18 protein-coding genes are annotated in these 26,016 nt (G+C 52.3%); 4 read left to right on the top strand and 14 right to left on the bottom strand.

The genetic code is table 11. The features are described 5' to 3' along the window. Positions 1 to 71: 71 nt before the first annotated feature. The 5 genes from HJG54_RS13355 to pyrE all read right to left on the bottom strand — a co-directional run bounded on the left by HJG54_RS13355 (position 72) and on the right by pyrE (position 4,638). Positions 72 to 1,052 (bottom strand): hypothetical protein, encoded by a 981-nt coding sequence (locus HJG54_RS13355; protein WP_316435485.1) that lies wholly within the window; start codon positions 1,050 to 1,052, stop codon positions 72 to 74. Between the two features lie 145 nt (positions 1,053 to 1,197). Further along, positions 1,198 to 1,848: a ParA family protein gene (locus HJG54_RS13350; protein WP_316435484.1), complete on the bottom strand. Its 651-nt coding sequence runs from the start codon at positions 1,846 to 1,848 to the stop codon at positions 1,198 to 1,200. Between the two features lie 32 nt (positions 1,849 to 1,880). Then, a complete protein-coding gene (locus HJG54_RS13345) occupies positions 1,881 to 2,813 on the bottom strand; it encodes an alpha/beta fold hydrolase (RefSeq protein ID WP_316435483.1) in 933 nt (310 codons plus the stop codon). A gap of 76 nt (positions 2,814 to 2,889) precedes the next feature. Further along, the gene (locus tag HJG54_RS13340) at positions 2,890 to 3,723 is read right to left on the bottom strand and encodes a cobyrinic acid a,c-diamide synthase (protein WP_316435482.1); all 834 of its coding nucleotides are present in this window, start codon (positions 3,721 to 3,723) and stop codon (positions 2,890 to 2,892) included. 318 nt (positions 3,724 to 4,041) lie between these two features. Next, on the bottom strand, positions 4,042 to 4,638 hold the full coding sequence (gene pyrE, locus HJG54_RS13335; RefSeq protein WP_316435480.1) for an orotate phosphoribosyltransferase: 597 nt from the start codon (positions 4,636 to 4,638) through the stop codon (positions 4,042 to 4,044). A 348-nt stretch (positions 4,639 to 4,986) separates the two neighbouring features. Here pyrE and HJG54_RS13330 point away from each other — a divergent pair, with 348 nt between their 5' ends. After that, on the top strand, positions 4,987 to 5,589 hold the full coding sequence (locus HJG54_RS13330) for a hypothetical protein (protein WP_316435479.1): 603 nt from the start codon (positions 4,987 to 4,989) through the stop codon (positions 5,587 to 5,589). A gap of 94 nt (positions 5,590 to 5,683) precedes the next feature. Here the strand turns inward: HJG54_RS13330 and HJG54_RS13325 are convergent, their stop codons facing one another. Next, positions 5,684 to 8,200 (bottom strand): DUF4347 domain-containing protein, encoded by a 2,517-nt coding sequence (locus HJG54_RS13325; protein ID WP_316435478.1) that lies wholly within the window; start codon positions 8,198 to 8,200, stop codon positions 5,684 to 5,686. Between the two features lie 356 nt (positions 8,201 to 8,556). Beyond that, positions 8,557 to 11,034: a heavy metal translocating P-type ATPase gene (locus tag HJG54_RS13320; RefSeq protein ID WP_316435477.1), complete on the bottom strand. Its 2,478-nt coding sequence runs from the start codon at positions 11,032 to 11,034 to the stop codon at positions 8,557 to 8,559. Positions 11,035 to 11,223: 189 nt separating this feature from the next. Between HJG54_RS13320 and HJG54_RS13315 the strand changes: the two genes are divergently transcribed. Together HJG54_RS13315 and hisA are read left to right on the top strand one after the other, a co-directional pair. Next, on the top strand, positions 11,224 to 12,012 hold the full coding sequence (locus HJG54_RS13315) for an Rpn family recombination-promoting nuclease/putative transposase (protein ID WP_316435476.1): 789 nt from the start codon (positions 11,224 to 11,226) through the stop codon (positions 12,010 to 12,012). A gap of 71 nt (positions 12,013 to 12,083) precedes the next feature. Further along, positions 12,084 to 12,857, top strand: a complete 774-nt coding sequence (gene hisA / locus HJG54_RS13310; protein ID WP_316435475.1) for a 1-(5-phosphoribosyl)-5-[(5-phosphoribosylamino)methylideneamino]imidazole-4-carboxamide isomerase — start codon at positions 12,084 to 12,086, stop codon at positions 12,855 to 12,857. 345 nt (positions 12,858 to 13,202) lie between these two features. Here hisA and HJG54_RS13305 read toward each other — a convergent pair whose 3' ends face one another. Together HJG54_RS13305 and HJG54_RS13300 are read right to left on the bottom strand one after the other, a co-directional pair. Continuing rightward, positions 13,203 to 14,483, bottom strand: a complete 1,281-nt coding sequence (locus HJG54_RS13305; protein ID WP_316435473.1) for an aminotransferase class I/II-fold pyridoxal phosphate-dependent enzyme — start codon at positions 14,481 to 14,483, stop codon at positions 13,203 to 13,205. A gap of 283 nt (positions 14,484 to 14,766) precedes the next feature. Continuing rightward, positions 14,767 to 15,924 (bottom strand): aromatic ring-hydroxylating oxygenase subunit alpha, encoded by a 1,158-nt coding sequence (locus tag HJG54_RS13300; protein ID WP_316435472.1) that lies wholly within the window; start codon positions 15,922 to 15,924, stop codon positions 14,767 to 14,769. Between the two features lie 646 nt (positions 15,925 to 16,570). On the opposite strand from HJG54_RS13300, the gene HJG54_RS13295 reads away from it, so the two are divergent. Beyond that, positions 16,571 to 18,274 carry a GH3 auxin-responsive promoter family protein gene (locus HJG54_RS13295; protein ID WP_316435471.1) on the top strand — a complete coding sequence of 568 codons (1,704 nt, stop codon included), beginning with the start codon at positions 16,571 to 16,573 and terminating at the stop codon, positions 18,272 to 18,274. 154 nt (positions 18,275 to 18,428) lie between these two features. Here the strand turns inward: HJG54_RS13295 and HJG54_RS13290 are convergent, their stop codons facing one another. The 5 genes from HJG54_RS13290 to HJG54_RS13270 form a co-directional block, all read right to left on the bottom strand. Beyond that, entirely contained in the window at positions 18,429 to 19,631 is a 1,203-nt protein-coding gene (locus HJG54_RS13290) for an MFS transporter (RefSeq protein WP_316435470.1), read from the bottom strand. Between the two features lie 223 nt (positions 19,632 to 19,854). Beyond that, positions 19,855 to 20,853, bottom strand: coding sequence for a cupin-like domain-containing protein (locus HJG54_RS13285; protein ID WP_316435468.1), 999 nt, complete (start codon positions 20,851 to 20,853; stop codon positions 19,855 to 19,857). Between the two features lie 33 nt (positions 20,854 to 20,886). Then, complete coding sequence (locus tag HJG54_RS13280) at positions 20,887 to 21,651, bottom strand: aspartyl/asparaginyl beta-hydroxylase domain-containing protein (protein WP_316435467.1); 765 nt, start codon at positions 21,649 to 21,651, stop codon at positions 20,887 to 20,889. A gap of 85 nt (positions 21,652 to 21,736) precedes the next feature. Beyond that, a complete protein-coding gene (locus HJG54_RS13275) occupies positions 21,737 to 24,337 on the bottom strand; it encodes a filamentous hemagglutinin N-terminal domain-containing protein (RefSeq protein ID WP_316435466.1) in 2,601 nt (866 codons plus the stop codon). A gap of 19 nt (positions 24,338 to 24,356) precedes the next feature. Further along, positions 24,357 to 25,601 (bottom strand): hypothetical protein, encoded by a 1,245-nt coding sequence (locus HJG54_RS13270; protein ID WP_316435465.1) that lies wholly within the window; start codon positions 25,599 to 25,601, stop codon positions 24,357 to 24,359. Between the last annotated feature and the right edge of the window lie 415 nt (positions 25,602 to 26,016).

The following is a 26,016-nucleotide window of genomic DNA, read 5'->3' as shown; positions in this document are numbered from 1 at the left end:
GCGATCTAGAACGATTGCACAAACCGTAGGCGGACTCTGCTTCTGCCACGTGCAGCTATGCCATCAATTCCCTAATCGATCCAGCCCACATCTGCTTCAGACAGTTTGACTTCGTCTTTGTCCTTGACTTTGTCTTTCTCAACTGGTTTGGGTTCAGACGGCATCGGCGGCAGGGAGCCGGGTTGAGTGGGGTGATCCAGCATTCTGCGCAGCTCAAGCTGGTGCAGTTTGGGGCGGTCTGGTGGAGCAGGCTTGGCCGCTGGAACTACGATTTGGCTGTTCGTTGGTTCTAGTTCTGGTTCGGCAGCGCGGGTGCTGGGCAGGGGTTTGGCGACCGGTTTAGTGTTGGTCTGAGAAAGCTGCAAAATCATCGTCTTTGCATCTGCCAACTCGTTCTGGAGCTGTTCGACCTGCTGCGACTGTTGCTGTAATTGCTGTTTCTCGTTCTGGAGTGATTGCAAAGCTTCTGATTGAGCCGCGACCTGAGTTTCTAAACTGATGATCTGGTCTTGCAGCGCCGTTTGCTTTGCTTCCGCAGCTTGAGCACGCTCCTGAGCCACCGTTAACTCCTGCTTTAATTGAGCGATTGTAGCTTCCAGCGTTTCAACCAGCTCGGGATTGACAGTAGGAGCAACATTAGACTTAACCGTATCTGTTTCAGCTGCCTTTTCTTTTGCGACTTCTGCGGCTTCTGCTCCGACTGGCTCCACCGCTGCATTCCGTAATTCGTTAACAAAATCACCCACCTGTTCAGCCTGTGAAGCAATCACTTCTGCCGTTACAGGAATGGCGGCTGCCTCGGTATCAGGGTTTAGATTAGGATTTAGATTGCTATCGGCAGTTTGGTCCGATTGATTGCCAGATTGATTGCCAGATTGATTGCCAGATTGATTGCCAGATTGATTGCTAGATTGATTGCCAGATTTGCCATCAGACTTGCCATCAGTTTTGTCAACCGAAGGCTGGTTCGACGCGGGTTCTGGAGCACTCTCACGGGCTGCCACTTTTTGGTCCTCTTCCCGCAATAGATCCGACAATCGCTTCCTTGCCATAACCACCTCTAATCCTGCTCCTTCTATCATCGCGGATTTTTCCGGTTACAGCCGATCTGATTTAGAACGAGAAGCAAGAGACAAACCGCAAAAATCACCCATCTCCCCTCGTTCGGCGAGGCTCACGAGCCGCATCTCCCCATCCCTACCCCTGCTCCAAATCCCGCCGCACCTCCTCCGCAACTCGGCAATAATCCGCCTGTGCCTCTTTGGCATTTCTGCCGCGCCATTGCAAAATTGATACCCGTTCTAGGGCCGCTCGTTCATGCGCTTTGTAGGCTCGAATAAAGGTTTGACAGACTGAGATCCCCAGTTCAGTTAGGGTTGCTTGAGCTTCGATTGCATCGGCTTGACTGCGCGGATCCACGCGAGTGATCAAAACCCGATGGGCCACACCAGTTGGTTTAACCGCTCGTTTGATTGTTTCCACTAGCGCTGAGAGGTCCATAGCTGCCGGAGGTGTAGGCAACAGCAAGTAGTCTGCTGCCGGAATCACCGCCGCCAAAGCGTGAGAGTCAAGAGCGGGTGCCGTGTCTACCACAACAAACTGATAGTTTGGTACTTGTCGCACTTGTTTGAGCAGATGGGGGTCATTCTCTTGTGTCAGGTCAAACCCCATGTCGCTGCCCTGCTCCACCCACCAAGTCGCTGATCCCTGCGGATCGGCGTCCACCAGCAGCACCGAGTAGGTCTGAGCTAGAATCGCCGCCAAATTCACTGCTGTTGTAGTTTTGCCCACGCCGCCCTTACCGTTGAGGATGGCTAGCACCTTGGGAGCATTCAATGCGGCATTCACAGCAGACCTCCGACGATAAATGGGGCATGGACTCAGGGCGAGGTTTCCAGAAAGTTGAAGATGGCTTGGGCCGTCTCCCGGGGTTTTTCTAAATGGGGCACATGGCCACAGGCTGGCATCCAAACGAGTTGGCTCTGAGGAATCGCCTGTTGGAATTTTTCTGCGTCCGCCCTTCCCAAAATCTGGTCCTGCTCTCCCCACAGAATCAGGGTAGGGGTTTGCAGATGGGCCAGTTTAGCTTGAAAAGAGCCATAGCCACCACTGCGGGTAAAGGCAATCAGAGCTTGCTGCCAACCGGGTTGATCGAGGTGCATGGCCGTACAGCGGAGGGCATCGGCAGAGGCATAGGTAGGGTCGTGATAGGCTTTGAGGGTAATACTTTGCCGCACTTTCAAGTTGCGCAGGTAGGCCGTCGCCAAATATCCCAAGGGCGGAATCAGGTATTTGCCGATCGCGGGTCCAGCCGAAAACCCAGCACTGTCAATCAGCACCAGACGCTGCACCGTTTCGGGGTAGGTGAGGGCAAAATCGATCGCCGCGGCCCCTCCCATCGATGCACCCACCAGCACCATCGGCTGACCAATCAACACACTCCAGGTGGCGTAGAGGTGAGTTTTGATCGCGGCAGCGCTAAAGGGAATTTGGGCTGATTGCTTGGCTAATGGCTTGGCTGATTGATTGTTGCCGCATCGGGCAGTAAAACCAAATCCCAGCAAATCAATTGCCCAGGTTGGATAGTGAGAAGCAAGGAGCGGCAAGAGACGACGAAACTCCAGCACCGAGCTGTCAAATCCGTGCAGCAGCACAAGTGGAATATCCCCCTCCCCTTGGCGGACAAATGCCGTGGCAATTGGTTCCTGGCTCAGCGGCGTCAAGATATCTGCGCACTCAATCTGTTGGGCCAGGGCAATCGAAGTGGGTTCGGTGAGTTGATCCAGCGGGAGAGACAAAAAACGGGTCGCCATAGGGATCAGTATCGCACCCGATTGGTTCTTTTCTCTCTTGTTTTGTCTCGCTGGCTGTCTTGCGGCTTCATGCTCGCTATGGCTGCAAACCGGTTATTTCAAGCTCATTGTCTTGAAAAATGTAGTCGTAATCAAAGCACAGGGAATTGGGGTGCCGAATAATTGTAAAGCCAAAGTTGGATGCCACTTCGGTGGTAAAGGTGGCCATCACCAGCGCGGTTAATTTAGTACGCGAAAGCTTGGGCTTTTGCACAAAGTAATCCCGTCGGGCAAAGAAGCGGTCCTCATCTTTCGGAACAATAATGCCGTTAATCCGATGGGCATATTGGATCGGTTTGATGTATTGATTGATGAATTCATCCTGGTTTCGCTGCAATCGATACAGCTTCTCATGCTGAAACCAGCTCATGCAAAACATCATTTTGAGTAACTCAACCCCCAGGATATAGTTAAAGACATTGTTGCGCTCCTCGGTGCTAAACACCAGCCGCAGAGCAGACTGCAAATAAAGATCTGGCTGGCGGCGCATATCCTGAGCCGAGTGGAGATAGAACTGCCGAATGTAGGCTCTCAGCCCCGCTTCGGTTAAATCGGTTTCAATTTGAAACTCCTTCAGGTACTGGCCGACTCGCTGTCGAGTTTCCTGATCCTCCAGCTTTTTAGAAACCAGACCATCTGCCGTATATTCATCGAGAAACTCTGCCTGCACTTCAGGAGGAGCCGCGCACATCAGATGGCAAAGTGAAAGCACATAGCGTCGTTGCTGCCAGGATAAACTCTCGACCCAGGCTTTAGCCGGTGATGGCAGTTGGGCCAGAATACTATCTACCGACGTAACAGGGGAAGACGGGACTGGCCGCTTAGCTGGTGTTTGTTCAAACTGCTCAGATTGTTCAAAAAAGGATGTCATACCCACGCTAGGCGAACCATTGGACCACCTGATACCAATTCTTAGTTTTAAGTTTTGAGTTTTGAGTTTTGAATTACGGAAGCTGCATACCGCAACCCATCGAATGCTGTAATCTGTAGCCCGATTAAAGGGAAATGGTATGAGTACTGGTTACAGCTAGCTTGCCCACTTTAGATCATCAGATCAAGATCACAGATCACCAGATCAAGATCACAAGGTCATCAGATTCTCGAGAGGTCAGGCGGCGAAAGTTCGCAGATTTAATTGGCATGATTGATTCACCGATTCGCACTTGAGGCTTGGTCCTATTTCCTTCAATCATTGATTCAACTCCGCCCAGCGAGCCTGGATATCTCGAATCGAAAACACACTGGCAAACGGCAAATGGTGCTGTTGATAAAGTTCTGCTCCGCCTTGATGCCGGTCCACCAAAGCAATAATCTGCATGATTTCATAGCCCGCCTGCTGTAACCGCTCGACGGCTTTAAGGGCCGATTGTCCGGTTGTCACCACATCCTCCAGCACCACCACCGGGCTGGAGGGCGGCAAAACCGGTCCTTCGATATAGGCTTGCGTACCGTGTCCCTTGGCTTCCTTGCGCACAATTAGCGGCGTGATCGAACGGCCCTCATAGACTGCAACCACGCTCGTCGCTGTGACAATTGGGTCAGCGCCTAGGGTGAGACCGGCAACGGCTACAGTTTCTGCCGGTAACATCGACAGCAGAATACGCCCAACGGCAGCTCCTCCTTGAGGATGAAGCGTCACCTGTTTGCCGTTGATGTAATAGGTACTGCGCTGGCCAGACGAAAGCGTAAAATCTCCTTCTTTGTAGGCAACCTGGCAAAACAAATCGAGTAGCCACTGGCGTAGGGTGGATAGGTCCGCTTGGGGAATGGAAATAGAAAACTGCATGAAAGTTGAAAAGTTCTAAGTTTTAGTCAACAGTCACTATAGCAATCACGCGATCGCGCTGAACTGTCGAGTGGTTAGCGGCTGTTATCGAATTGGGCTGTCCCAGGTTTTAGCTGTTCTAGGTTTTGGCTGTCCCAGATTTTTATGTACGAATTCTTATCCTAGAGTTTATGATTAATTAGGGCTTGAGAGAATATTCAGTAATTTAGATTTATGGCTGGAGTTATCAGGCTTGGCAAAGGCAGAGTAAAGAATATAGGGATTTACCACAGTGTCGCTTCCGCGTTGCGGATCTAGTTTAGTCAGATTCAGTTCAAATTGCAGCAAAGGCTTGTGAGGGCAGAAGCAATGGGTAAAAAAACAGGTAACAAAACAGTGCTATGGGGACTCCTGGGAACTACCTTGGTAACGGCAGGAGCCGCATTGTTGGCCGAAAGCGTAGCAGCAAAGCCATCCCAGACGACTGGTTTTTCTGACCGCAGCTCAGAAGAAACGCTGATGGCTGAGTCGCGTGATCATCACTATCGCCGTGATCGTGAGGTGCGACCACTACCCACTATTCCCCAGGCATTTAACCGCGCCTTCTACAGCCATACAGGAAATTTCTTTGATAATCGCGGCATCTGGCAACAATTTCGCCTGATTTTCGGCGTTCCCAACTTTGTAGATAATTCCATTTCTCAGGATGGTCGTGCGGTGAATCGCTTGTATCGGGATGTTTTGGAGCAGCAGACCTCTAGCGGTCCCGTTTTGCGGACGCCCGATTTGCCCAATCCCTATACCGGCTCTATCCTGACCACACCGCTAGTGATTACGGAAGAACCTGTACCTGCGCCTCCTCCCTTCCCCAGCTTTGGCCGTCCGCCCGTGGCTCCTCCGCCCGCGGATTCTCCCCGGACCGAAACCGAGGCAGCTCCCCGCCGAGAAGGCCCGGTACCAGCCCTATGGTAGTCGCAACAGAGGCATAGCAAAAGGGCAAAACAAAAAGGGGTGCGGTTGTCGCACCCCTTTGCTTTTTATGCCATGAGGTTATAAAAACCTGGCCTTATCTCAGCACAAAATTGCTCATACTTAGCTCACTCACCGAGACTGTGTTTAACGTGACGAGTGTGCTGAAACGGGTACCGGTACCATTTCCATCGGCATCGATCTTGACGGCAACGCCAGTGCCAACCTGCTCCAGTTTAATGAACCGCTGATATTGCACGAAGCTGAACTCAGCGCTAAACGCTTGCTGCTTAAAGATGCCGCGCAGGTCGAGCAAATCATTTTGGGCTTTGAAGTCGGTGATCACATCCACATCTTTGGTGAGAGCATCGCAGACGAACATATCGACGCCTCTGCCGCCGGTGAGGGTGTCTTTGCCAGCACCGCCCACTAGGATATCAGCTCCGTTGCCGCCGATTAATTTGTCGTCATCGTCACCACCCAAGAGCTGATCGCGACCATTGCCGCCCAGCAGTTCGTCGTCTCCGGCTTCGCCTTCTAGCCAGTCATTGTGGTTGCCACCGTTTAGCCAATCGTCGCCGTTGCCACCAAACAACCGGTCGTTACCAAAGCAGGCTTTGCCGTATCCAGGAGAGATGCGATCATCCCCATCGTCGCCTCGCAATACATCGCGGAACGGGCTGCCTTCTACAATCTCAGATTCTGCGGTGCCCTTGAACTTGATCCCAATTTTGCCTTTGCCACCCCGGAAGTTGATGGCCTGAACGGCAATGCCCACGCCCAGAAAAGCGAGTTCTTGGCTATTGCTGAAGCTGTTGAAGGTTTTGTCCCAAATAGTGGTGCCGCTGCTGCCGTCCAGTTTGGTAATAAACAAATTGCTGTAATCGATGCTGGTAGCCGTGAGGCCATTGAAATTACCAATCAAAAACAAATTGCCGCTGCGATCCAAGCTGAAGTTGCGAGCATATTGATAATTCGCGCTACCAAAGCTTTTGGCCCAAACCACGTTGCCGGTGCTATCGACCTTGGTGACAAAGGTGTTTTCGCTGCCAGTGCTGGTGAGAGTGGTACTGCCAAAGCTGATGCTGTTACTGAAACTACCAATCACAAACAGATTGCCACTCTGATCTACCAAGATGCGATCTACAACCTCAGCACTGATGCCGCCAAAGTTTTTGGCCCAGACCACATTACCTGTGCTGTCCAGCTTGGTGATGAAGGCATCCGTCTCGCCGGTGCTAGTCAGGGTGGTGCTGCCGAAGCTAATGCTGTTGCTGAAACTGCCGGTAAGGTAAAGATTACCGGCTTTGTCCAGCACCGTATTTGCCTTGTCAGCTCCACTACCGCCAAAGTTTTTGGCCCAGACTACATTGCCCGTGCTGTCTAGTTTGGTGACAAAGATATCCTCGCTGCCTGCGCTGGTGAGGGTGGTGTTGCCAAAGCTAATGCTGTTGCTGAAACTCCCCACCAGATAAAGATTGCCGGTACTGTCGATATGGGTGCTGCTGGCAAAATCCGCACTACTGCCGCCAAAGTTTTTGGCCCAGACCACATTGCCCGTGCTGTCTAGTTTGGTGACAAAGATGTCCTCGCTGCCTGCGCTGGTGAGGGTGGTGCTGCCAAAGCTAATACTGTTGCTGAAACTTCCCGTCAGATAAAGATTACCTTCACGGTCGGCTGTGAGACGGCTAGCCGAATCTGAGCCGCTACTGCCAAAATTCTTAGCCCAGATTACGTTCCCTGCTTTGTCGAATCTTGCTACGAAAATGTCATCGCTACCGCTGCTGGTGAGGGTGATGTTGCCAAAACTAATGCTGGTATTGAAGCTGCCGATGAGATAGGGGTTATCTGCCCCGTCCAAGGCGAGGCAGTCGAATAGCTTAGCCCCAGTTACAACGAAACTTTTGTTCCAAAGCGGTTTGCCATTGCCATTCAGTTTGGTAACAAAAATCTCCGTGCTGCCTGCGCTCAGGGTAGTTCCGGTGTCAAAGCTGCCGGTGAGGTAGAAATTGCCTTCGCTGTCCAAGCTGTTGCCAACACCTTTGGACCAGACAATTTTCTTAAATACCCCGTTATAGTCAGCTAGAACGGCAGGTTCAAAGGGCAGAAACAGATTTGGATTGCCCAGGCGAGCTTCAAAACGCCAATTACCACCCAAACTTGCGCTACCTGTCAAACTGGTAGAGGCGGCAATATTAGCCTTTGTGAGCGTGTAAAGTCGCGCCAAAAACTCTTCTCCGGCATCGCCTGTGGCAACCTGGCAGCCATAGAGAATCAGCGTGGACTCAGGATTAGCAAACCAGGTTTGCAATAGCTGAGCATAGCGATCCAGCGTTTCCAAGCTGAGTTGGGTATTGCCCAGGTAGAGTACTCCAGGAGCGCCGTGGGAGAGGATGTGCAGATCGGTAATCCAAGGTCGGGCTTGCAGTGCTTCTGTAATTTGAAGCATGCCATCCTCGTTCGGGTTGAGCACGATAGCGGATGCATCGGCGAGAACACCAGCAGCTAAGCTAGAAGAAGACGCAACAGTAGGATCAATTACAACAAGCGTTTGCGTTAGCAGAGTATGAGAGGGAGTGACACCGGGGACATCAGTCAGCAAGTTGATTGTCATAATTCACTCAGAAAAACGAAAGTTGCCTTGATTTACTCCACTGCACAACTAATGAAAATTGCCTCAGCCAAGCGCCTAAACCGCTCACCATATAAAACAACCGGAGCAGCCAGCGCAAATGGCGAGAGCTGGAACAGAAACTCCTGCCTCGCGAATGCAATTTTCTAAACATCAACAACGCCCAATCAGACAGTCGCGGCAAGATGACGCCCAGGCGAAGCTGCTGTCGAGTTGAGCAAGTGTCTACAACGTTTTAGCCGCTGTGAATGGCTGTGATGACCGTACAACTGCTGAGCTTAAAGTCAAGGCCATTCTGCAATCTGGGGTTAATGCTGAAAAGGTGAATGCTGAAAGACCTAGGCCGCGAAGCGACGCCGCAATAGTAAGGAATTCGTCACAACACTGACAGAACTAAATGCCATGAGTGCACCTGCCGTAGCTGGACTCAGCGCAATCCCCCAGAAAGGCAGGAGCAAGCCAGCGGCAATCGGGATGCCCAACGCATTGTAAATGAAGGCCCAAAACAGGTTTTGGCGAATTTTCTCAAACGTGGCGCGACTGAGGCGAATGGCTTCAACGACATCGCTGAGCTGATCGCGCATCAAAATAATCTCTGCAGTTTCGATTGCCACATCAGTCCCCGAATTCATAGCAATGCCGATATCGGCCTGCGCCAAGGCGGGAGCGTCGTTGATACCATCCCCAATCATGGCGACTAGGGGAGTTTGACGTTTGCGGCGGAAGAATGGGGGTTTTGAGTTTGGCAGTTGGGGTGGGAGAGCCTTGGCGGCTTGAAGCTGTCGAACAATCACTGCTTTCTGTCCTGGACGCACGTCAGCAAAAATTTCTGCATCCGATAGTCCAAGCGCCTGGCCAATTGACGCCGCGACAGTCGGCTGATCGCCGGTTAGCATAAACACTTGCAATCCCATCTGACGCAACTGGGCTATTGCGTCTTTGGCATCAGGCCGCAGACAGTCCTGGACGGCAATCAGGCCAATCAGCTGGCCCTCGACACTGACATAGATAGGAGTCTTGCCAGCTACAGCCAGAGACTGAGCGGTAGAGGCCGCCTCTGGACTCATCGGAATCGCATGCTGTTCTAACCAGGCTTGGGTACCCAGCAGCACTGGCTTGTTGTCTACTAGAGCGAAAATGCCATATCCTGGCTCGGTATGGCAGGACTGAGCTGCTAGCTCTGGCAGATTTTGTTTGGTAGCTGCCTGTTGAACTGCAATTGCTAGCGGATGTTGAGTGCCCCGTTCGGCAGTCGCCGCGATCTGAAGCAGCGTTTGGGCTGACCAATCTTGGCTGAGGGGAAGAAGATCAGTGACGCTGGGTTGACCTAGGGTCAGGGTACCTGTCTTATCGAATACTACTGTTTGCAGCTGATGTACTTTCTCCAGCACATCCCCACCACGAATCAGCAGCCCCCGCTCTGCGCCCAGACTCGACCCAACTAAAATGGCCGTCGGCGTGGCTAAGCCCAGCGCACAGGGACAGGCAATCACCAAAACGGCAATAGCAAGCTTGAGGCTGAGCAGCAGGGGCGCAGGGGTGGATGGGTGAGCGGGTAGGTGGGTGGGCATCAGGGCGTGGGCGCTTCCCATCAAATGAACGTGGGCAGCGATTTGGTCTGACCAGAGGGGAATGCCAATGAAATACCAGAACAGGAAGGTTAGAAGCGCCAAAGCCATGACGCCATAGGTGAAGTAACCCGCAATTATATCGGCCAGTCCTTGAATCGGGGCTTTTCGGGTTTGGGCCGTTTCCACCAAGTTGATAATCTGCGCCAGCGTGGTGTCCTTGCCGGTGCGGGTGGCCTTAATCGTGACTGCACCCGATAGGTTGAGGCTACCGCCTGTCACAGAATCGCCGACCTGCTTCAACACCGGCATGGCTTCGCCTGTTAGCATCGACTCGTCCACAGTGGATTGGCCAGCCATCACTTCTCCATCGACCGGAATTTTGTCTCCAGGTAGCACTTGCAACCATTCGCCCACCTTAACGCGACTCGCTGGAATCTCTAAAATTGCTGCATTGGTCAGAGGGACAGCTGTTAACTCGCTCGGAACTCTAATCAGTCGCGCTATCGAGGGTTGGAGGGCTAACAGGGATTGGTAGGCACCTGTGGCTCGGCTTCTGGCATGCTGTTCGAGTGCGCGACCCAGCAAAATAAACCCAACCAGCATTACCGGCTCATCAAAGAAACACTCCCAGCCTAAACCAGGAAACAGCAAGGCGATTAAACTGGCGCTATAGGCGGTCAGCGTACCTAGGCCAACCAGCGTGTTCATGTTGGGCATGTTATGTCGTAAGCCGCGCCAGCCGTCGGTTAGGATCGGGCGTCCGGGGCCGATTAGTGCTATAGTTGCCAACCCCCAGTGCAGCCAGATGTTGCTCAAGCCTGGAACGCGAATCCAGCCGAGATGGTCGAGATGACCAATCGCAGAAGCTAACAATAGCAGCGCCGCAATCACCACCTGACGCAACTGACGCCGAGTTTCTTGCTGCTGTTTTTCAACAGGGGTGAGGGATTCTGCCTCGTCTACTTCGCTCTGGGCATAACGCAATTTGCTGGGAAAGCCGCTGTCTGTCAGTTTTTGAATCAAAGTGAGGGGATCGACACCTGGCTCGCACTCAACTAAGGCCGCTTCGGTCACCAGATTGACGGTGGCTGCTAACACCCCCTGCTGCCGCAAAAGTTGATTCTCAACCGCTTTAACGCAACCCGCGCATTTCATGCCACCCACATCCAGCATGTAAGTTTCGGATGGGGGCATCAAAGAATTAGCGGAGCGATCAGACTCGTGAATTTCTGAAACTGTCTGCATACACACACCAACTGACAAAAGCGGCTGAGCCTCTTCTTTAGAGGGTAGGTGAATTAGACCGGATTGCCTAGAGCTAAACAGGGGAGATTTCAGGCTAGTTTTCCATCTCCTGATTCCTGACTCCTGACTCCTGACTCCTAGCTCCCCACCAATGTCACAGCTCATTTAAGACTGCTGTAGGATAATCCAATGTTCGACAATGTCTGTAAATTTCTCGCAGAGACCTTCTCAACCGATTTTGCCGCTTGGCTAATCGGGCAACCAAGGACGTTAACCGAGCTGAGTCCTGCCGAACTTTCTCTAGAGCCAATCCGGGCCGATGCCCTAATCTTGCTGCAAGCTGAGGACATGGTGCTTCATTTGGAGTTCCAAACCCAGCCAGATGCGTCAATTCCCTTTCGCATGATTGATTATCGCCTGCGCGTGTATCGACGATTTCCCCAAAAGGCGATGCATCAATTTGTGATTTATCTAAGCGCTACTGAGTCGGACTTGGTTCAGCAAACGGCATTCGTCTTGCCGAGAACCCGCCACGAGTTTGAAGTGATTCGCCTCTGGGAGCAGAATCCTGAGTCCTTTTTGCAAACTCCTGGCCTGCTACCTTTCGCAGCACTTTGCCAAACCGACGATTCGTCAGCAGTCTTGAGGCAAGCGGCACAACGAATTCAGGAGATCCAAGATCCGAGAGTGAAGAGTAACTTAGCAGCTTCCACGGCTATCTTGGCTGGTCTAGTATTGAAGAAAGACTTGATTCGCAGAATTCTCAGGAGTGAGCTAATGCGAGAATCAGTAATTTACCAGGAAATCCGGGAAGAAGGACTAGAGGAAGGTCGGGCGGAAGGTCGGGCGGAGGCTATGCGGGAAGTAGCGCTTAAGCTGATCCAGCAAAATTTGCCTTTAGAGCAAATTGCCCTAGTAACCGAGTTACCGTTGGAAACGCTTCGACAACTCGCAGACGAATCCACGCCACTGTCTTAAAGACGTCTCTTTAAGACAAGCCCATTAAGACGCTAGAATCAACGCTTGACCAAACTGGGCGAGGATAGATCATGGAAGTGATTCCGGCAATTGATTTGCTAGAAGGGCGCTGCGTGCGGCTGTATCAAGGAGACTATGCGCAGTCTGAAGTATTTGACGACAATCCAGTAGCAGTAGCACGGCAGTGGGTGGATCAGGGCGCAACTTGCCTGCATTTGGTGGATCTGGATGGTGCCAAGGCCGGACAGCCTATGAATCAAATGGCGATTGAGGCAATTGTGCGAGCCGTGGATGTACCGGTGCAGGTAGGCGGCGGTTTGCGGGATCGGCAGAGTGTGGCTGAACTGTTGAAGCTGGGGGTGCAGCGGGTGATTTTAGGAACCGTTGCCGTGGAGCAGCCCGATCTGGTAGCGCAACTGAGTCAAGAATTTCCCAGTCAAATCGTGGTGGGCATCGATGCTCGTAATGGTAAAGTGGCAACGCGGGGCTGGTTGGAGACTTCAGAAGTAGAGGCTGTTCAGTTAGCCCAACAGATGGCCGAGTTGGGCGTGGCCGCAATTATATACACCGATATCCACCGAGACGGCACACTACAAGGACCGAATCGAGAAGCGTTACGGGAACTCGCCTCTGCTATCACTATTCCAGTGATTGCTTCCGGTGGAGTCAGCTCGGTTACAGATTTGCTGAATTTGTTAACGCTGGAGCCAATTGGTGTCACAGGCGCAATTGTGGGACGGGCGCTGTATACCGGCAACATTGAGCTGAAGGAAGCGATCCGAGCGGTGGGGCAAGGCCGCTGGCAAGATATTCCGCCCGATTTTGGCTCATCTGCTTTTGCGTAATCGGAATGTTTACCGTTTCATCGCATTCCCGTCGCATCGACGTTCGTTAAAAATAGTCAATGCAATAAGTGATTCAACTTAACTAAGATCAGGTCAAGGTGCTGTCGCCGCCCTCCGGGCGCGACAACACCTTCTTTGGGTTTTACGTTTAATTATGTTGTTCTACTTAGTTGCAGCACAGATAAGATCATTAGCCGGCTTACAGTAAGACGAAAATCCAGACCAAAACTAGACCCAAAAATCGGGGGTACGAGGATCCAGTTTATTAACTAGCTCTTCGCGCCCGATTTGGATGTTTGTCTAAGGTTGGCTGGTGTTGAACGAGTGCTGCAATCCGGTCAAACTCTAGGCACTAATCGTGGTTTTGCACAGGGTGTCCCGTACTGCCGACATTGCGGTCACCAAGCGATCAATCTCTTCACGAGTATGGAGGGCATTGGCCGTAATCCGTAACCGGGGCTTGGCAATAAACCAAATCGGTGACACCCAAATGCCGTGCTCGCCCATGAGCTTGCGGGCAAAGTGCTTCGGATTGATATCGGACGGCAGAATCACTGGTACGACGTTAGTTTCCCCGATTGGCATGAACTCATGCTCAATCAAACGGGCACGCAGATAGCGCGTGTTTTCCTGCAAACGCTGCACCAGCTCTGGATGCTGCATCACCTGACGAATGCTCTCTAAGGCAGCGGCTGTGAGCGGTGGGGCCAAGGAGACCGTACCAATCGAAGTTGGCGATACATCCAGCAACGGCTTCAGCTCTTTGACATGGCTACTAATCGCTGCACCGGCAGAGGCAGCAAACTTGGAGAAGGTAGTCATGATTAGCGGAGACACGCCCCGCTCAATCGCGTACTGGGGAGTAATGCCGAAGTGCTCGTAAATGCCGCGTCCGGTGGCACCAATCGCGCCACTAGCATGGGCTTCATCCATCAGCAGCACGCTGCCTTCGTAGTTGGACATAATGTTGATCATGTCGGGCAGAGGCGCAATATCGCCATCCATCGAAAAGACCGCATCCGACACAACCAAAATCCGGTCATCAGGTCGGGCAAACCGCTTTAATCGGCGGGCAAAGTCTTCCATATCGCAGTGGCGGTAAGCTCGCACTCGTACCCGCGGACTGTGACCAAACAGCTTGCCAGAACGGGTATCGGCATGAGCCAGCGCCGAGACAATACAGCCATGATTCAATACATCGGTGAGAATCAGCGTTTCTCGCGTATGTTGAAATCCAGGAGCCGGGATGGCCAAATGGCAGAAGGCATCTACCAGAGCCTGCATTGCCATCCAAGCATTCAGGAACAGTTGCGTATAGGGCAAATGCTTGAATTCTGAAATTGTGTCTTCCAATTGCCGATGCAGATCAATGCGACCGCTCAGTGCTGAAGTTGAGCTATTCGAAGTGCCATAGTTCACGATTGAATCAATGGCCGCTTGCTGGACAGCTTGATTTTGTACTAGTCCTAAAACGTCATTTGTACAGAAAGTCAGCACTGTGCGTCGCCGTCCGGTCTCTGCCTCTTCAATCTCAACGATATTTCCTTGCTTGCGATGGCAAATATATTCGTCAGGCAATAGCCCAAGCTGATCGATACGCTGGATATATTCTTTAACGACTTGCACAGTTTATACTCCCCTCACCTTAGTTTGGTCGCATATGGCCGCTGGTTCAGTAGTAGACGTTCTAGGCTGAAAACCCAGACTTGATTCAACGGTGTACAGCATGGAAATCCCAGTGGTATTGGCATTGAACCCATCTTCTAGCGACCGTTGGCACGAATATGGCATAGATAAAAAATTACTTATCACTTTGCCATAAGTTGATGAACCGTAAAACTCAGACTGGTCCAGTTGAGCCACAGTCACATTTAACGCGCAGTATCGCGCTTAACGAATTGCCCTGCATTTACCACACTGGGCTTTCTGACGCTGGCTCAGAGGATAGCGAGACTAGAATTTCTGCTTCGGTCTGAGTAGGGTCAGACGGTTCTGGATGGCGATGCTCCAGTTGACTAGATTGTTGCACAAATTGTTCATATTGCCGGACCAGAACGCGCTGTAGCGCCAAAATTGCCGGATTGACTTCTACATAGCGCCGCTGTGGATTCTGCCGAAAGATCCGCTGTTCGCTTTCCATCATCTCCACGTCTTGTTCTAGAAAGCGCATGAACAGGAAGCGACGCACCAAAGGCACCAGCACCGGTTTCACCACACTTTGCAGCCACTTCGGCATGCGGATATTGGGCAAAAACAGCAGGCTAAACGAGCGAGTTTCATTCGGGCCAACGGGCAGGCGCATCAGGTAAAGCGAGGAAACGCCCTCCATCGTGCTGTGGTAGTGGGGGTATTGATAGTGAATTGAAACCGTCCGCGTAGTGATGCCATCATCTCCGGTACTCAAGCCCAAAAATTTGGTGAGAAACCCTTGATAGGAGACGCGGTAGTTCGCCTGCACCGAATCATCGGTTTGTTGCAGCTTCAGTAGCGCTGGATCAAACCAGCCTTGCAGGTTCTTGTGCAAAAAACCGTGAAACACGTCCATTGTGTTTTCGTTGCTGATCGAAAAATGGGCTTTGAAAATACCGGTAATCGGGATCATTAAGCAGTTGGGTTCTGCATATTCAGGCACTTCTGGAATTTGCCGCAGGGTTGCCAAACCAGCCTCACCCGGAAACACCCAGACGATGCCGTAGCGTTCTTCGCTGGGGTAGCTGCGGGCGTTAGCGCAGGGCAACTTTTGCTCTGGCGGAAAGTAGGGAATGTTGACGCACTCACCCGCCGGATTAAACTCCCAGCCGTGATAAGGGCAGACCAGTCGATTTCCTTGCACTTGCCCCTTGTGGAGTTCCACCCCTTTGTGGGGACAGGCGTTTTCTAAAGCGTGAACTTGGCCGTTGTTATCGCGATAGATGGCGATTGACTGCTGCCACAGCGTCACTGGCAAAACCTGATTCGGCTTGAGTTGGTCGGCCCAAGCAACAGGGTACCAGTAGTTCGGATTGATACCGATTTCCCGCACCCGGTTCTGAATGGTCTCACCTTTTAGCGTCGTCGCTAGTTCCATAGCTTTACCTTATAGAGTGCTCACGATGGGTTGCTCATTGAACTCAATTTCTAGGGTGGCCTCACCCTGGCTAAAGTGCATATTCAGTAAGTTAGAAAAAAGGCTAATGTCGGGGTTCCCAGCTGTGGATCCAGATGACTTGAAGTGACCTCTACAACAAAGTTAGCGCTACTGAATCGGCAGCTCGATCAACGAGCATTTGTACCATTTGAAGCATTTCAGGCACTTTTGTTCCTTTCCAGTGGTCATTCCTAGACATCCTTCGTAAATCGTTGCGAGTGGTCCTGAGCGAATCCAGCGTATGAATGGGTAGCACTTATGAATCGTTGCACTAAGGTGGTTGTACTGTAAATAATCTCACTGAGTAATTCTACTATCACTCCTTTGTCTACCCGCTATCGACCGATTGTATGAGCTGACTGGATCAACCAGTGTATGAGCCAGCTTGCCTCCATTGTAGGAAGTTGGCCTGCACTGAGCTGAGCCAGGATGGAGCAGGTTCAAACCGATTGATTTGAACCATTGGACTAGGAAATTATTATCGTTTTTCTGGTCTTTAGGCAACTATTCCTACTAGAGTAAGGAGCAGTTGTGATTCGTTATCGGTCGAAATCTGTCGAAACGTTGAAAATTTTGTAGAACTTCTATGGCCAATCTTGTGCTGCCATTGGTGAAAGCGTATGCAACCTATGCCAAGGCAAACTTTGTGCGTAAAACTCGGCAACCTCTGCAAACTCAAGAGCAGTTCTTGCGGCAACTCTTGCAGGTTCAGCAGGGAACCGAACTGGGACAAGAATTTGGGTTAGGTGAGATTAAAACGATCGATCAGTTTCGTGACCGAGTGCCAATTCTGCCCTATTCCAGCTACGAGCCGTATACCGATCGGGTAGCCCGCGGCGAGCCAAACGTGCTCAACGCCGACCCGGTACTTTACATCAACCTGACCAGCGGCACCACCGGCAAGCAAAAAATGGTGCCTGTGACCCATCGCTTCACGGCGTCCTTGGGCAAAGCCAATGCGGCAGCTCTAGGGTTCTTGCTGGAGGCATTGTCAAAACACTCGGTCGGGCGCGATCGCAAGCTGGAGTTTGGCCGCGTGGTTTCAGCCAATTCAGTGCGGTTGCAGGGACGGACCGAGGCAGGAATTGAATATGGCCCGGTGACGGCTGGCAGCTTTCGGATGAATCGGGCTTTGCTAGAGCAGGGGTTTGCCCAACCCTTTGCGGCAATGGAGATTTCGGAAAGCGTCAGTCGTCACTATGTCTGTCTGCTGTTTGCCCTTACTAATCCGGCGGTGCGTGGTCTTACGGCCAACTTTCCGATGCTGGTGCTGCGGATCTGCGGCTATCTCGACAAGTATGCCGACGATTTGATTCAAGATATTGCAGCCGGAACCTTTGCCAACTGGCTGACGATTGAACCAGAACTGCGGACCCAACTCGAACGCCGTTGGCGGCCTCATCCCCAGCGAGCGGCAGAACTGCGGCAAATCCTAGAGACAAAAGGCAGACTCACTCCCAAAGACGCTTGGCCAAAGCTTTCAACGATTGGTACAGCAATGGGCGGCACGTCCGACTTTTACCTAAAGCGCTTTCCCGAATACTTTGGCGACATCCCGGTGTTTGGCGGCGTCTATGGCACAGCAGAAGCTAATTTCGGCGTCTACCACGACCTCAACACCGAAGGCTGCATTTTAGCGATTGAAAGCGGCTTCTACGAGTTTGTGCCGCCGGATCAGTGGGAGGTAGACCAGCCCAAAACCCTGTTGCCTACGGAAGTCAAAGCTGGAGAGTTCTATCGCATCCTGCTCAGCAGTTACAGCGGCTTTTATCGTTATGACATTGGCGATGTGGTAGAAGTGTTGGGCTTCTACGAAAACACTCCGATTATTGCCTTCCGGCATCGCCGCGGCGGGTTGCTCTCTTCCACCACCGAGAAAACTACCGAATATCACCTCACTCAGACGATGCAGACGTTGCAGCAAGAATTTGGCATCTCGCTGGATGATTTCTGCATCACGCTGTCGGAGCAGGAGTTTCCGGCCCATTATCTGGTCAACATCGAGCTGGCTGCCGGACGAACCCTCAGCGACCCGCTCGCCTTTTTGCAGCGATTTGACTACTGGCTGGGCGAGTTCAATGACCAATATCGAATTGTGCGTAAGGATCCAGTACCGCCGCCCCGGTTGCGTCTGTTGACTCCCGGTAGTTTCGCTATCGTGCGGCAACGCCAACTCCAGCGCGGCACCTCGGATTCGCAGCTCAAAATTCCCCACCTGACGGAAGACCGTAACTTTCTCAAGGATCTAGTGGTGTTGCAGGAGGTGCGGTTGCCTGGGGATGGGGAGTAGAGATAGGGAAGATGCGGCTCGTGAGCCTCGCCGAACGAGGGGAGATGGGGGAGATAAAGCATTTCTGTGCTTCAAAGTCCTCCAGAATTGGATTTAGGGGCCGAAAGACCTGAGGTATCGCAGTAGGTGCAGGAGAGTAGACTTTATGCTTTCTCTAGCTTTCTCTGATCCGTTGCAGGTTGCGAGACGCAAGTACGAGCAGTAGGCCCATGCTGAAAGAAAGCATAGCTCCGGCGTAGAAGGTAGTGATGGGTTGTTCGGAGTTGAAAATGGTGCCGAATATATCGGGAGAGAGGAACTGTCCCAAAAAGGTAACGCCGGTGCCAACGGCTAGCACGATTGGCTGTAAGTTGGGCGGTGTAATTGTTGCTAGGGCACTGTAGTGGCTGGGGACCACAATCCCTAGACCAACCCCAAACAGAATGGCCGCTAACAGCAGCAGAGCAGGCTGAACTGAATTGGGCATGGCAATCAGCGCTAGGGTCAGCAAGCCAAATCCGATCCCGATAGTTGGCACCACTCCGAAGCGGCGGGTCAAGTACTTTAAGCCAAAGGCTGAGATCGCGGCTGAACCAATCGCCTGGGATGCCAAGATCAACCCAATCACAGGTGTATCGGCATTGATGGGGTCGGTTTTTAAGTAAATCGACAAATTTGTGACGGTGGCGTAGGCGGTTGCGGAGGTGAGCAGCAGGGTCAGCATGAACCGCAGCACCCTCGGATTTTTCAGCATCGACAGAATCTTGGCTAGCTCGACCGAGTTGAGCAAGGAAGCCGTTGCCTCCGTACTTTGGGGTCGGTCGGAGAGGTTGAGCAGAGCGGCCAGCGCAATCGGTAGACTAAGCCCGTACAGATAAAAGGCAATTTGCCAGTTGGCAGCACCCAGCAGACCGGCGAGCAGCGGGTAGGCAATATTGGCGAGGGAAATGGTGCTAGAGGCAAGAGCAATCGCCTGAGAGCGTTCTTCTTCTTGCTGGTAAATCTGGGATAGAATCCCCAAACTGGCGGCGGCAATGCCTCCGGTAGCAGCTCCCAGCAGCAGTCGGGTCAGCAACATCGGCGAAAAACTATTCACCCAGGTGCCGGCCATCCCAAACAAGGCAAACAGCAGCAGCGAACCCACCAACACCCGCACCCAGCCGACCCGACTCGCCAAAATTCCCAGAATCGGACTAAACAGCGCCACCATCGAGTAGTGAGCACTCGCCAGCCGTCCGGCCAGAAATTCATCGAGCTGAAACTGGGCTTTGATATCCCCCAAAACGGGCAGAATTACTGCTCCTGGCATCACCGCTAGCGAACCTGCCGCCAGCAACACCCACAGTTTCGCGCGTTGGTTGGATTGGGTCATCGGCATGGCATTTCACTGGAGGTTGGGCGGGTAGCTTGAATTAGCTGGGCTAAACTGCTGTTCAGTTTACATCGCAATCCTAATATCAAATGCAAGTTGTGGCTGTTCTAATGTCACTGTCACTGGTCACTGGTCATAGTCACTGGTTATCGGTCAGCAGCCATCCATAGTCAAACAACCAATGATTCTGACGCCTGACGCCTCAATCACCCTACCTAACCCAAAACGCCTATAGCATCTGCAAAATTTCCTTCACTTTTTGCTTGCGGTCACGGCTGACTAGCGCCAATGCCAAGCTGCCTACTACATGAGGTATGGCACAAATGCTGCCCAAATAGGCTCGCCAGCGGCCCCAAAGCCAGACCGCGCGCGGCGTTGGATACACCCGCCAAAACCGATTCACCGAGCAAACCATTTCATCGCCCAGCTCATCACTCAACGAAGTTACCTCATGCCACCAGCCTGCCGGAATATACAGCACTTCTCCAGGTTGCAGAATCACCTCGTACTTGTGCTGAAGGGCTTGGCGCAGTTTGGGAAATGCCTCAAAGTCGGGGCGATCCGGGTAAACGCGGCTGAACCAGGAACGCAGCCTCAAGCCATGCCAGAGATGGGCATAGAAGGGATAGGGATAGAGATTAAAGGTTTGCCCGGGCGGAAACAGCACCACCCGCTTGGAGCCATGAAGCTGAACCAGGGTGCCGTCCATCGCGTCATAGTGCAAGCATTCCATATGTCCTGCTGGACCCACCCAGAGGTTGAAGCTGCTGGCGGGCTGCTGCAATCCTAATCTCGCCAGTCCGGTGCTGAGGGTTTGCATCGCCTCGGTATCTGCAAGGGGCGTCTCTTGCAGCGAACATTTAGCCAGATAAATATCCTGTTCGTGGGCGGTGCGGTTCCGCAGTAGCTCGGCATAGTCAGTGAAGGACTGACTCTGGGTCTGCACGCCGCTGCCGATACTGGTCCATTCGCGCTTGTCTTGCTGATAACGCTCTTTGCCGTAGTAGCGCAACAAAAATTTCTGCTCACCCAACTGCTGGCACAGATAGTCCAGATTCCAGTCCCACTCCGGTTGGAGCAGGTCAGTGATGATCACCGGGATACCTCGCTTCTGGTAGCGTTGGGCAAAGTTGGCAGCAGTCAGGTGAGCAAAGGAAATTCGTTCAATCGCGAGAGCTGCTGCCTCTAAATGAGTCACAGTTGGGTTGAGATCAGATTGCGTTTGCATGGATTGCACAAAACCAGTAGAAATTGCGGCCTGCTATTTCAGCATGGCCTCAAACTGTTGTTCCCAGCTTTCGTGGTTGCCTTTTGCTAGTTGGACAATCGGCGATAGACCAACCAGCGTATTGATCGTCCGATTGACGGTGGATAGCGGAAACCGCAGCGGGCGTTCGATGTCGAGAAACAGCACCACTCGATAGTCGTCGGTGTCATTCCAAACTTCATGAGGAAAAGTATCGTCAAAAATCAGGCTTTTGCCTTCCTCCCAGTAGGCGATTTGGTCAGCTACGCGAATGCGGCAATTTTCTCTCGGCTGCGGCACTTTTAAGCCCAAGTGATAGCGAATAATCCCTTTGTGTTTGCCGCGATGTTCGGGAATGTGTTTGCCGGGAGCCAGAATCGAAAAGAAAGCCACCTTGAGGCCGGGGATTTTTCCCAACAGCTTGGCAGTTTCGGGGCAGCGTTGGCAGTTTTTCTCAGATTTGTAGCCAAAGGCGCAGAAGAAGAAAGTCTTCCAGCGGTCGTCATCGGCAATGTTGCCCTGACGGGGCGAAATGTCCTGAAAGTTGGGCAAAGCATCAGCGTAGGGCAAAACCTGATCCAGCTCTTGGCGAATCACCTGCCAGTTGGCTTCCAGTTCATAGGACCAGGGAAACTGATCGTTGCCAAAAAACACCGAATCGCCTACCAGCGAGTACTTGGGCACCAGGCTTTCTAGATAGTTCACGACTTTGCCAATCGTGCCCTGGTCGGGAGAAAATTTTTCTACTTTTTCGATTGCGCCTTTCAATCCGCCTTTCATGCGTCTGTTCTTACTCCTATCACCACGTTAAACAATGCAGATTTATTGTAGAAGACGCAGGTAGGGGACGTAGGAACCGGCGCACTTAGTTCCCCCTTCCACAAGCGACAGACATGGGAGGAGAAGGAGAAGCCGCCGCCGTTGGAGCAACCAGCTTTACTCGACCATCGGTTCCGAGAATCCAGGTTTGAGCTTCGGCAATTGGGGCAGAAGGAGCGGAGTCCGCCTCTACGTGCGGAGTGCCAGATCGAACTGATGCTGCTTCCGAATCGAAGGAGACCCAACCTGTAATAATCGCCTCACTGCTGCGCAGGTCCGTGGGGCTAGGCGGCACGCCACCCCGTCCGGTAATCACAAACTCGCCGCTCTGCTCAGCCACCGGATGATCTTCAGCACGGCAGCCACGGGCAATTAATCGAGACGCATCCACAACTGTGCTTGGCAACTCAACCAAGCCCCGCGTCGGATCGACCGTTGGCGTACTGATGCTGATTTCGCCGTCTACACCCGCTCTAGAGTTGGCCGTAATGTCGCTTTGGGGTGTGCGCTGGTCGCGTTGGGCAATGCCTAGAATGCCTTGTGCCTCGATCTCAATCCGGCCTGCATCTTCTCGATCGGCATCGGCCACAATGTCGCTATTCTCGGCAGGGGCATTCAGAATAAAGTTGGCATCAATATCGATTCGGCCAGCGTTGCCTCCGCCTGTGCTGGACCCAGCTTCGGTCGAAATCCGACTGCCGCGCCGCAATACCAGCAAATCCACTCCCCGCAGATCGATTCTGGCATTCCGGCCTGACTCGGTTTGAGCATTCAGGTCGGCTTGATTGTCCAACATGATGCGATTGGCCCGAATACTCAGTCTTCCAGCTCCGGCGGCGGCAGGATTGCGACTATTTACGGCTACCACGGCTCCATCGCGCACCGTTAAGTCTCCTGTTCGGATCTCCACATCGCCACCTAGTCCTAGTGCTGAAGCCACCACACCCGACCCCACGTTAGGTAAGCCACCAGAGCTAGCCGCAATACTGGTACGAAAGCGGCCATTTTCAGAACGACCTGTCACCTCTACGGATTCGGTGGCGCGAATATCGAGATCTCCGGCTCTGCGGCTGCCGTAGGTGTTCGCTTGCAGTAGAGTACCGTCTCGTAATCGCAGTCGCTGCGTTCGCATTGCTAGGCTGCCGCCTCGGCCTTGAGAACCGGGAGCCGTGCCGACAAAGATGCCGCTGGAATAGGGTACACGTCCCTCGTCAAACTGCAACTGAATTGGATTTCCGGCTTTGTCTAACGCAATTCCGGCCAGGTCAACATCTTCGGCCCGAATTGTCATATCGCCCGCATCGCCCGTGTTGATGGTTGTGGAAGTGATGTTGCCGCCTTCTAACACTTGCAGCCGATTGGTATTGATCATCAGATTGCCAGATGGTCCTTCTCCGCGTGAAAGCACATAGAGCAAGCTGAGGTAGATGTCGGAAACACCCGCCAATAGCACTGATTCGGAAGCATTGACTCGAACATTTCCGCCCCGTCCTTCCGCCAGAGTGATTGATCCGATCCGTCCTCCGTTGCGAATGACCAAGTGCCGAGTCGAAATCTCTATATCTCCGGCAGTTCCCCGCCCTTCGGTTTCAGTTCTGATGCTGCTGAGGCCACCGCTCATGGTGAGTGAATCGGATGCTGTAATTCGGATGGGTCTTCCTTGCTGTGCCCCATAAGTCACAGAATAAATTTGAGAGGACTCCCCACTCAAACTCACTTGTCCGCCTTGCACCCGAATCGCACCACCCCGAAGCCCGCTGGCATCAACCACTGCGTCCTTACCCAAGCGAATGCTGCCAAAGCTGCGGATATCGTTATATCCCAAAGCCCAGCCTAAGTCATTAGGTGATAGACGAACTTCTCCAGCACTGGCAACGCTGCCTAACTCAATTCGGCCTCCTTCAGTCGATAATATGCCTGCCGGAGCGTCAGGAGATTCTGCAGCTATGACGAGATCTCCGCCAACTAATGCTAGCGTTTGCCCTGCCGGAACATTGAGACCAAAAACTGTTTCACCAGAGGCAGTGAGGCGGGGGTTGCCAGTTTCATCGATTGCCTGTGCATAGGAATAGCTAGCGATGCTGCCCAGACGATTGCCAAACTGTAAACCAACTGGAACACTCACCGTCAGCAAGGGCGTGGTTTGAGGTGCAATGGCACTAAACTGAGTGCCGTCAGCAAAGTTGATGCGGTCGGCAGTGGTGGCCATAAAGGAGCCGCCCATATTGAGTGTGGCGTTAGGGCCAAACACAATGCCGTTAGGGTTGATCAAGAAAAAGTTGGCCCGACTGATGCTGCCGCCGATTTCTCGCACTTCAATCAAACCGTTGATGCGCGAGCGAGCCGAACCCGTGACGCGAGAAAAAATGTTGGTCACGGCTGGATCGACCTGCTGAAAGGAAGCGGCACCACCGTTAGGAACAGAAAATTCTCGGAAGCTGTGAAACAGGTTTCTACCTCGCTGTGTTCCGCCAGTAATCACCGTTGTCCGTTCTCTAGGAGTCGTTACCGATGGGCGAGGCAAACTTTGATCTGGAACAATTCGAGCTGGAGCTGAAACAGCGAACCCTCCTGCCAACCCAAACAGGACGCTGCCCAAACCAAGCAGCGGTCGATAGCAGATCAGTAGTCGAGCAGGCCAGTTCATTGTTTGCTCATGGGCTTAATCAGAAATTTTGAAAGTTCTCTCCAGTTATAATTTCTCCTCCTTCGGATACATCCGGCGGAGTGGTGGTTTCAATGATCAATTTTCCAGGAGCACCTGTGCCAAGGCTGAGGACATAAAGCAAGCTAGAAAATCGCTGTCCTTCAATGATGGCAGTTCCACTCACCGTGACCGAATTCGCTTTGACTCGCACATCGCCACCAGAGCCTTGAGCAAGCGTCACAGACCCGATTCGTCCGCCGTCTAAAATGGCTACTCGCCCAGCCGAAATTTCCACATGGCCTGCTGGGTTTGGACCTTCAGTTTCAGTTCTGATGCTGCTGAAGCCACCGCTTACTGTAATCGAGGCAGATGCAATCACCTGCAAGGTTTCTCCGAGTTGCCCTTCACCAGCAGTCGAGTAAATCTGCGCTAGATCAGTGAGAGCAACCTCTCGCCCTTGCACCTGCACAGCACCCCCTCCGCTAGAATTAATCACCGCTCCATCGGCAAGCTGGATAGTGCCAAACTGCTGCACTTTCTCGTAGCCTAAGACCCAGCCGGTTTTGGTCGGCGTTAAGCTAACCCAATCAGCACTAACCACACTTCCCACTTCAATCCGTCCAGCAACTGCGGTCAGTCGGCCGCCGGGGGCTTCGGGTGTTTCCGCAGCTATAACAATATCTCCGCCAACTAAAGCCAGCGTTTGACCTGCTGCACCGTTGAGGCCATAAATGGGGTCACCTAATGCATCTAAAACTGGCTTTCCGTCATCTTGCACCTGCTGAAACGCTAGATTGATAATTTTTCTGGGGTTATTCTCAAACTGCAACGCAACAGGGCTACTGTCGGTCAATTCAGCAACGTCTGGGGTACTTGGACCAAACTGAAATCCATCTTCAAAATAGATACTGGCAGCCGTGGTGGTAATCAACGAGCCATTTAGTAAAAACGATGCCCTAGAAGCAAAAATCACTTCATTTGCATTAATCAAGAAGAAATTTGCTGGGCTAATACTGCCATCCGGTTGGCGAAGCGCAATCTGTCCCTCAATCGTGGAGACCTCTAACCCCGTAACACGCAAAAAGACATTGATTACCGATGGAGCAACCTCTAGAATCGTGCCGTTAAAAGACACCGAAAATTCTCGCAGGCTATGAAACAAATTGCCACCAACCTGAGTACCACCTGTAATCCGGGTGATTTTGTCTGTGGATTGAACCACAGAGGGGGATGGCAATGTTGTTTCTGCGATGATTCCTGCCATAATTTGATTCTCCTTGGAAACTAGTGCCTTAGGGACACTATTGTTGAGCTGGATCAAAGCGAGTGGGGCAGTAAAGGCACTTGCATCGGTTTCCCTGCCTAGTCAGTACGTGGGGTTTAGGTTGAGGTTCGTTTTGCCTGCCTGGGCATCTGGAGTTAGGTAACTGACGACACGGCCGCCTTGCCCGCGTGAAAAACTGTTGGGGCTGTAGGCGCGCTACCAGAAATAAAGCTACTGCCAAAATTAGCAGCAAATAAAATAAGTAAAGCTGTGTCATGAAGCAATATCCTTGGCAAAGAAGTGCTGGCTTGGAGCGATTGGCTATGCCGGATCAGATTGGCTATGCCGGATCAGATTGGCTATGCCGGATCATAGGATCTCTGGCATTTCTGGCAAATACACTTCTTTCTTTCCT

Source organism: Leptolyngbya sp. NK1-12 (assembly GCF_032598965.1).
Classification (GTDB): domain Bacteria; phylum Cyanobacteriota; class Cyanobacteriia; order Elainellales; family Elainellaceae; genus Elainella.
This window is presented reverse-complemented; position numbering and strand designations above follow the sequence as displayed.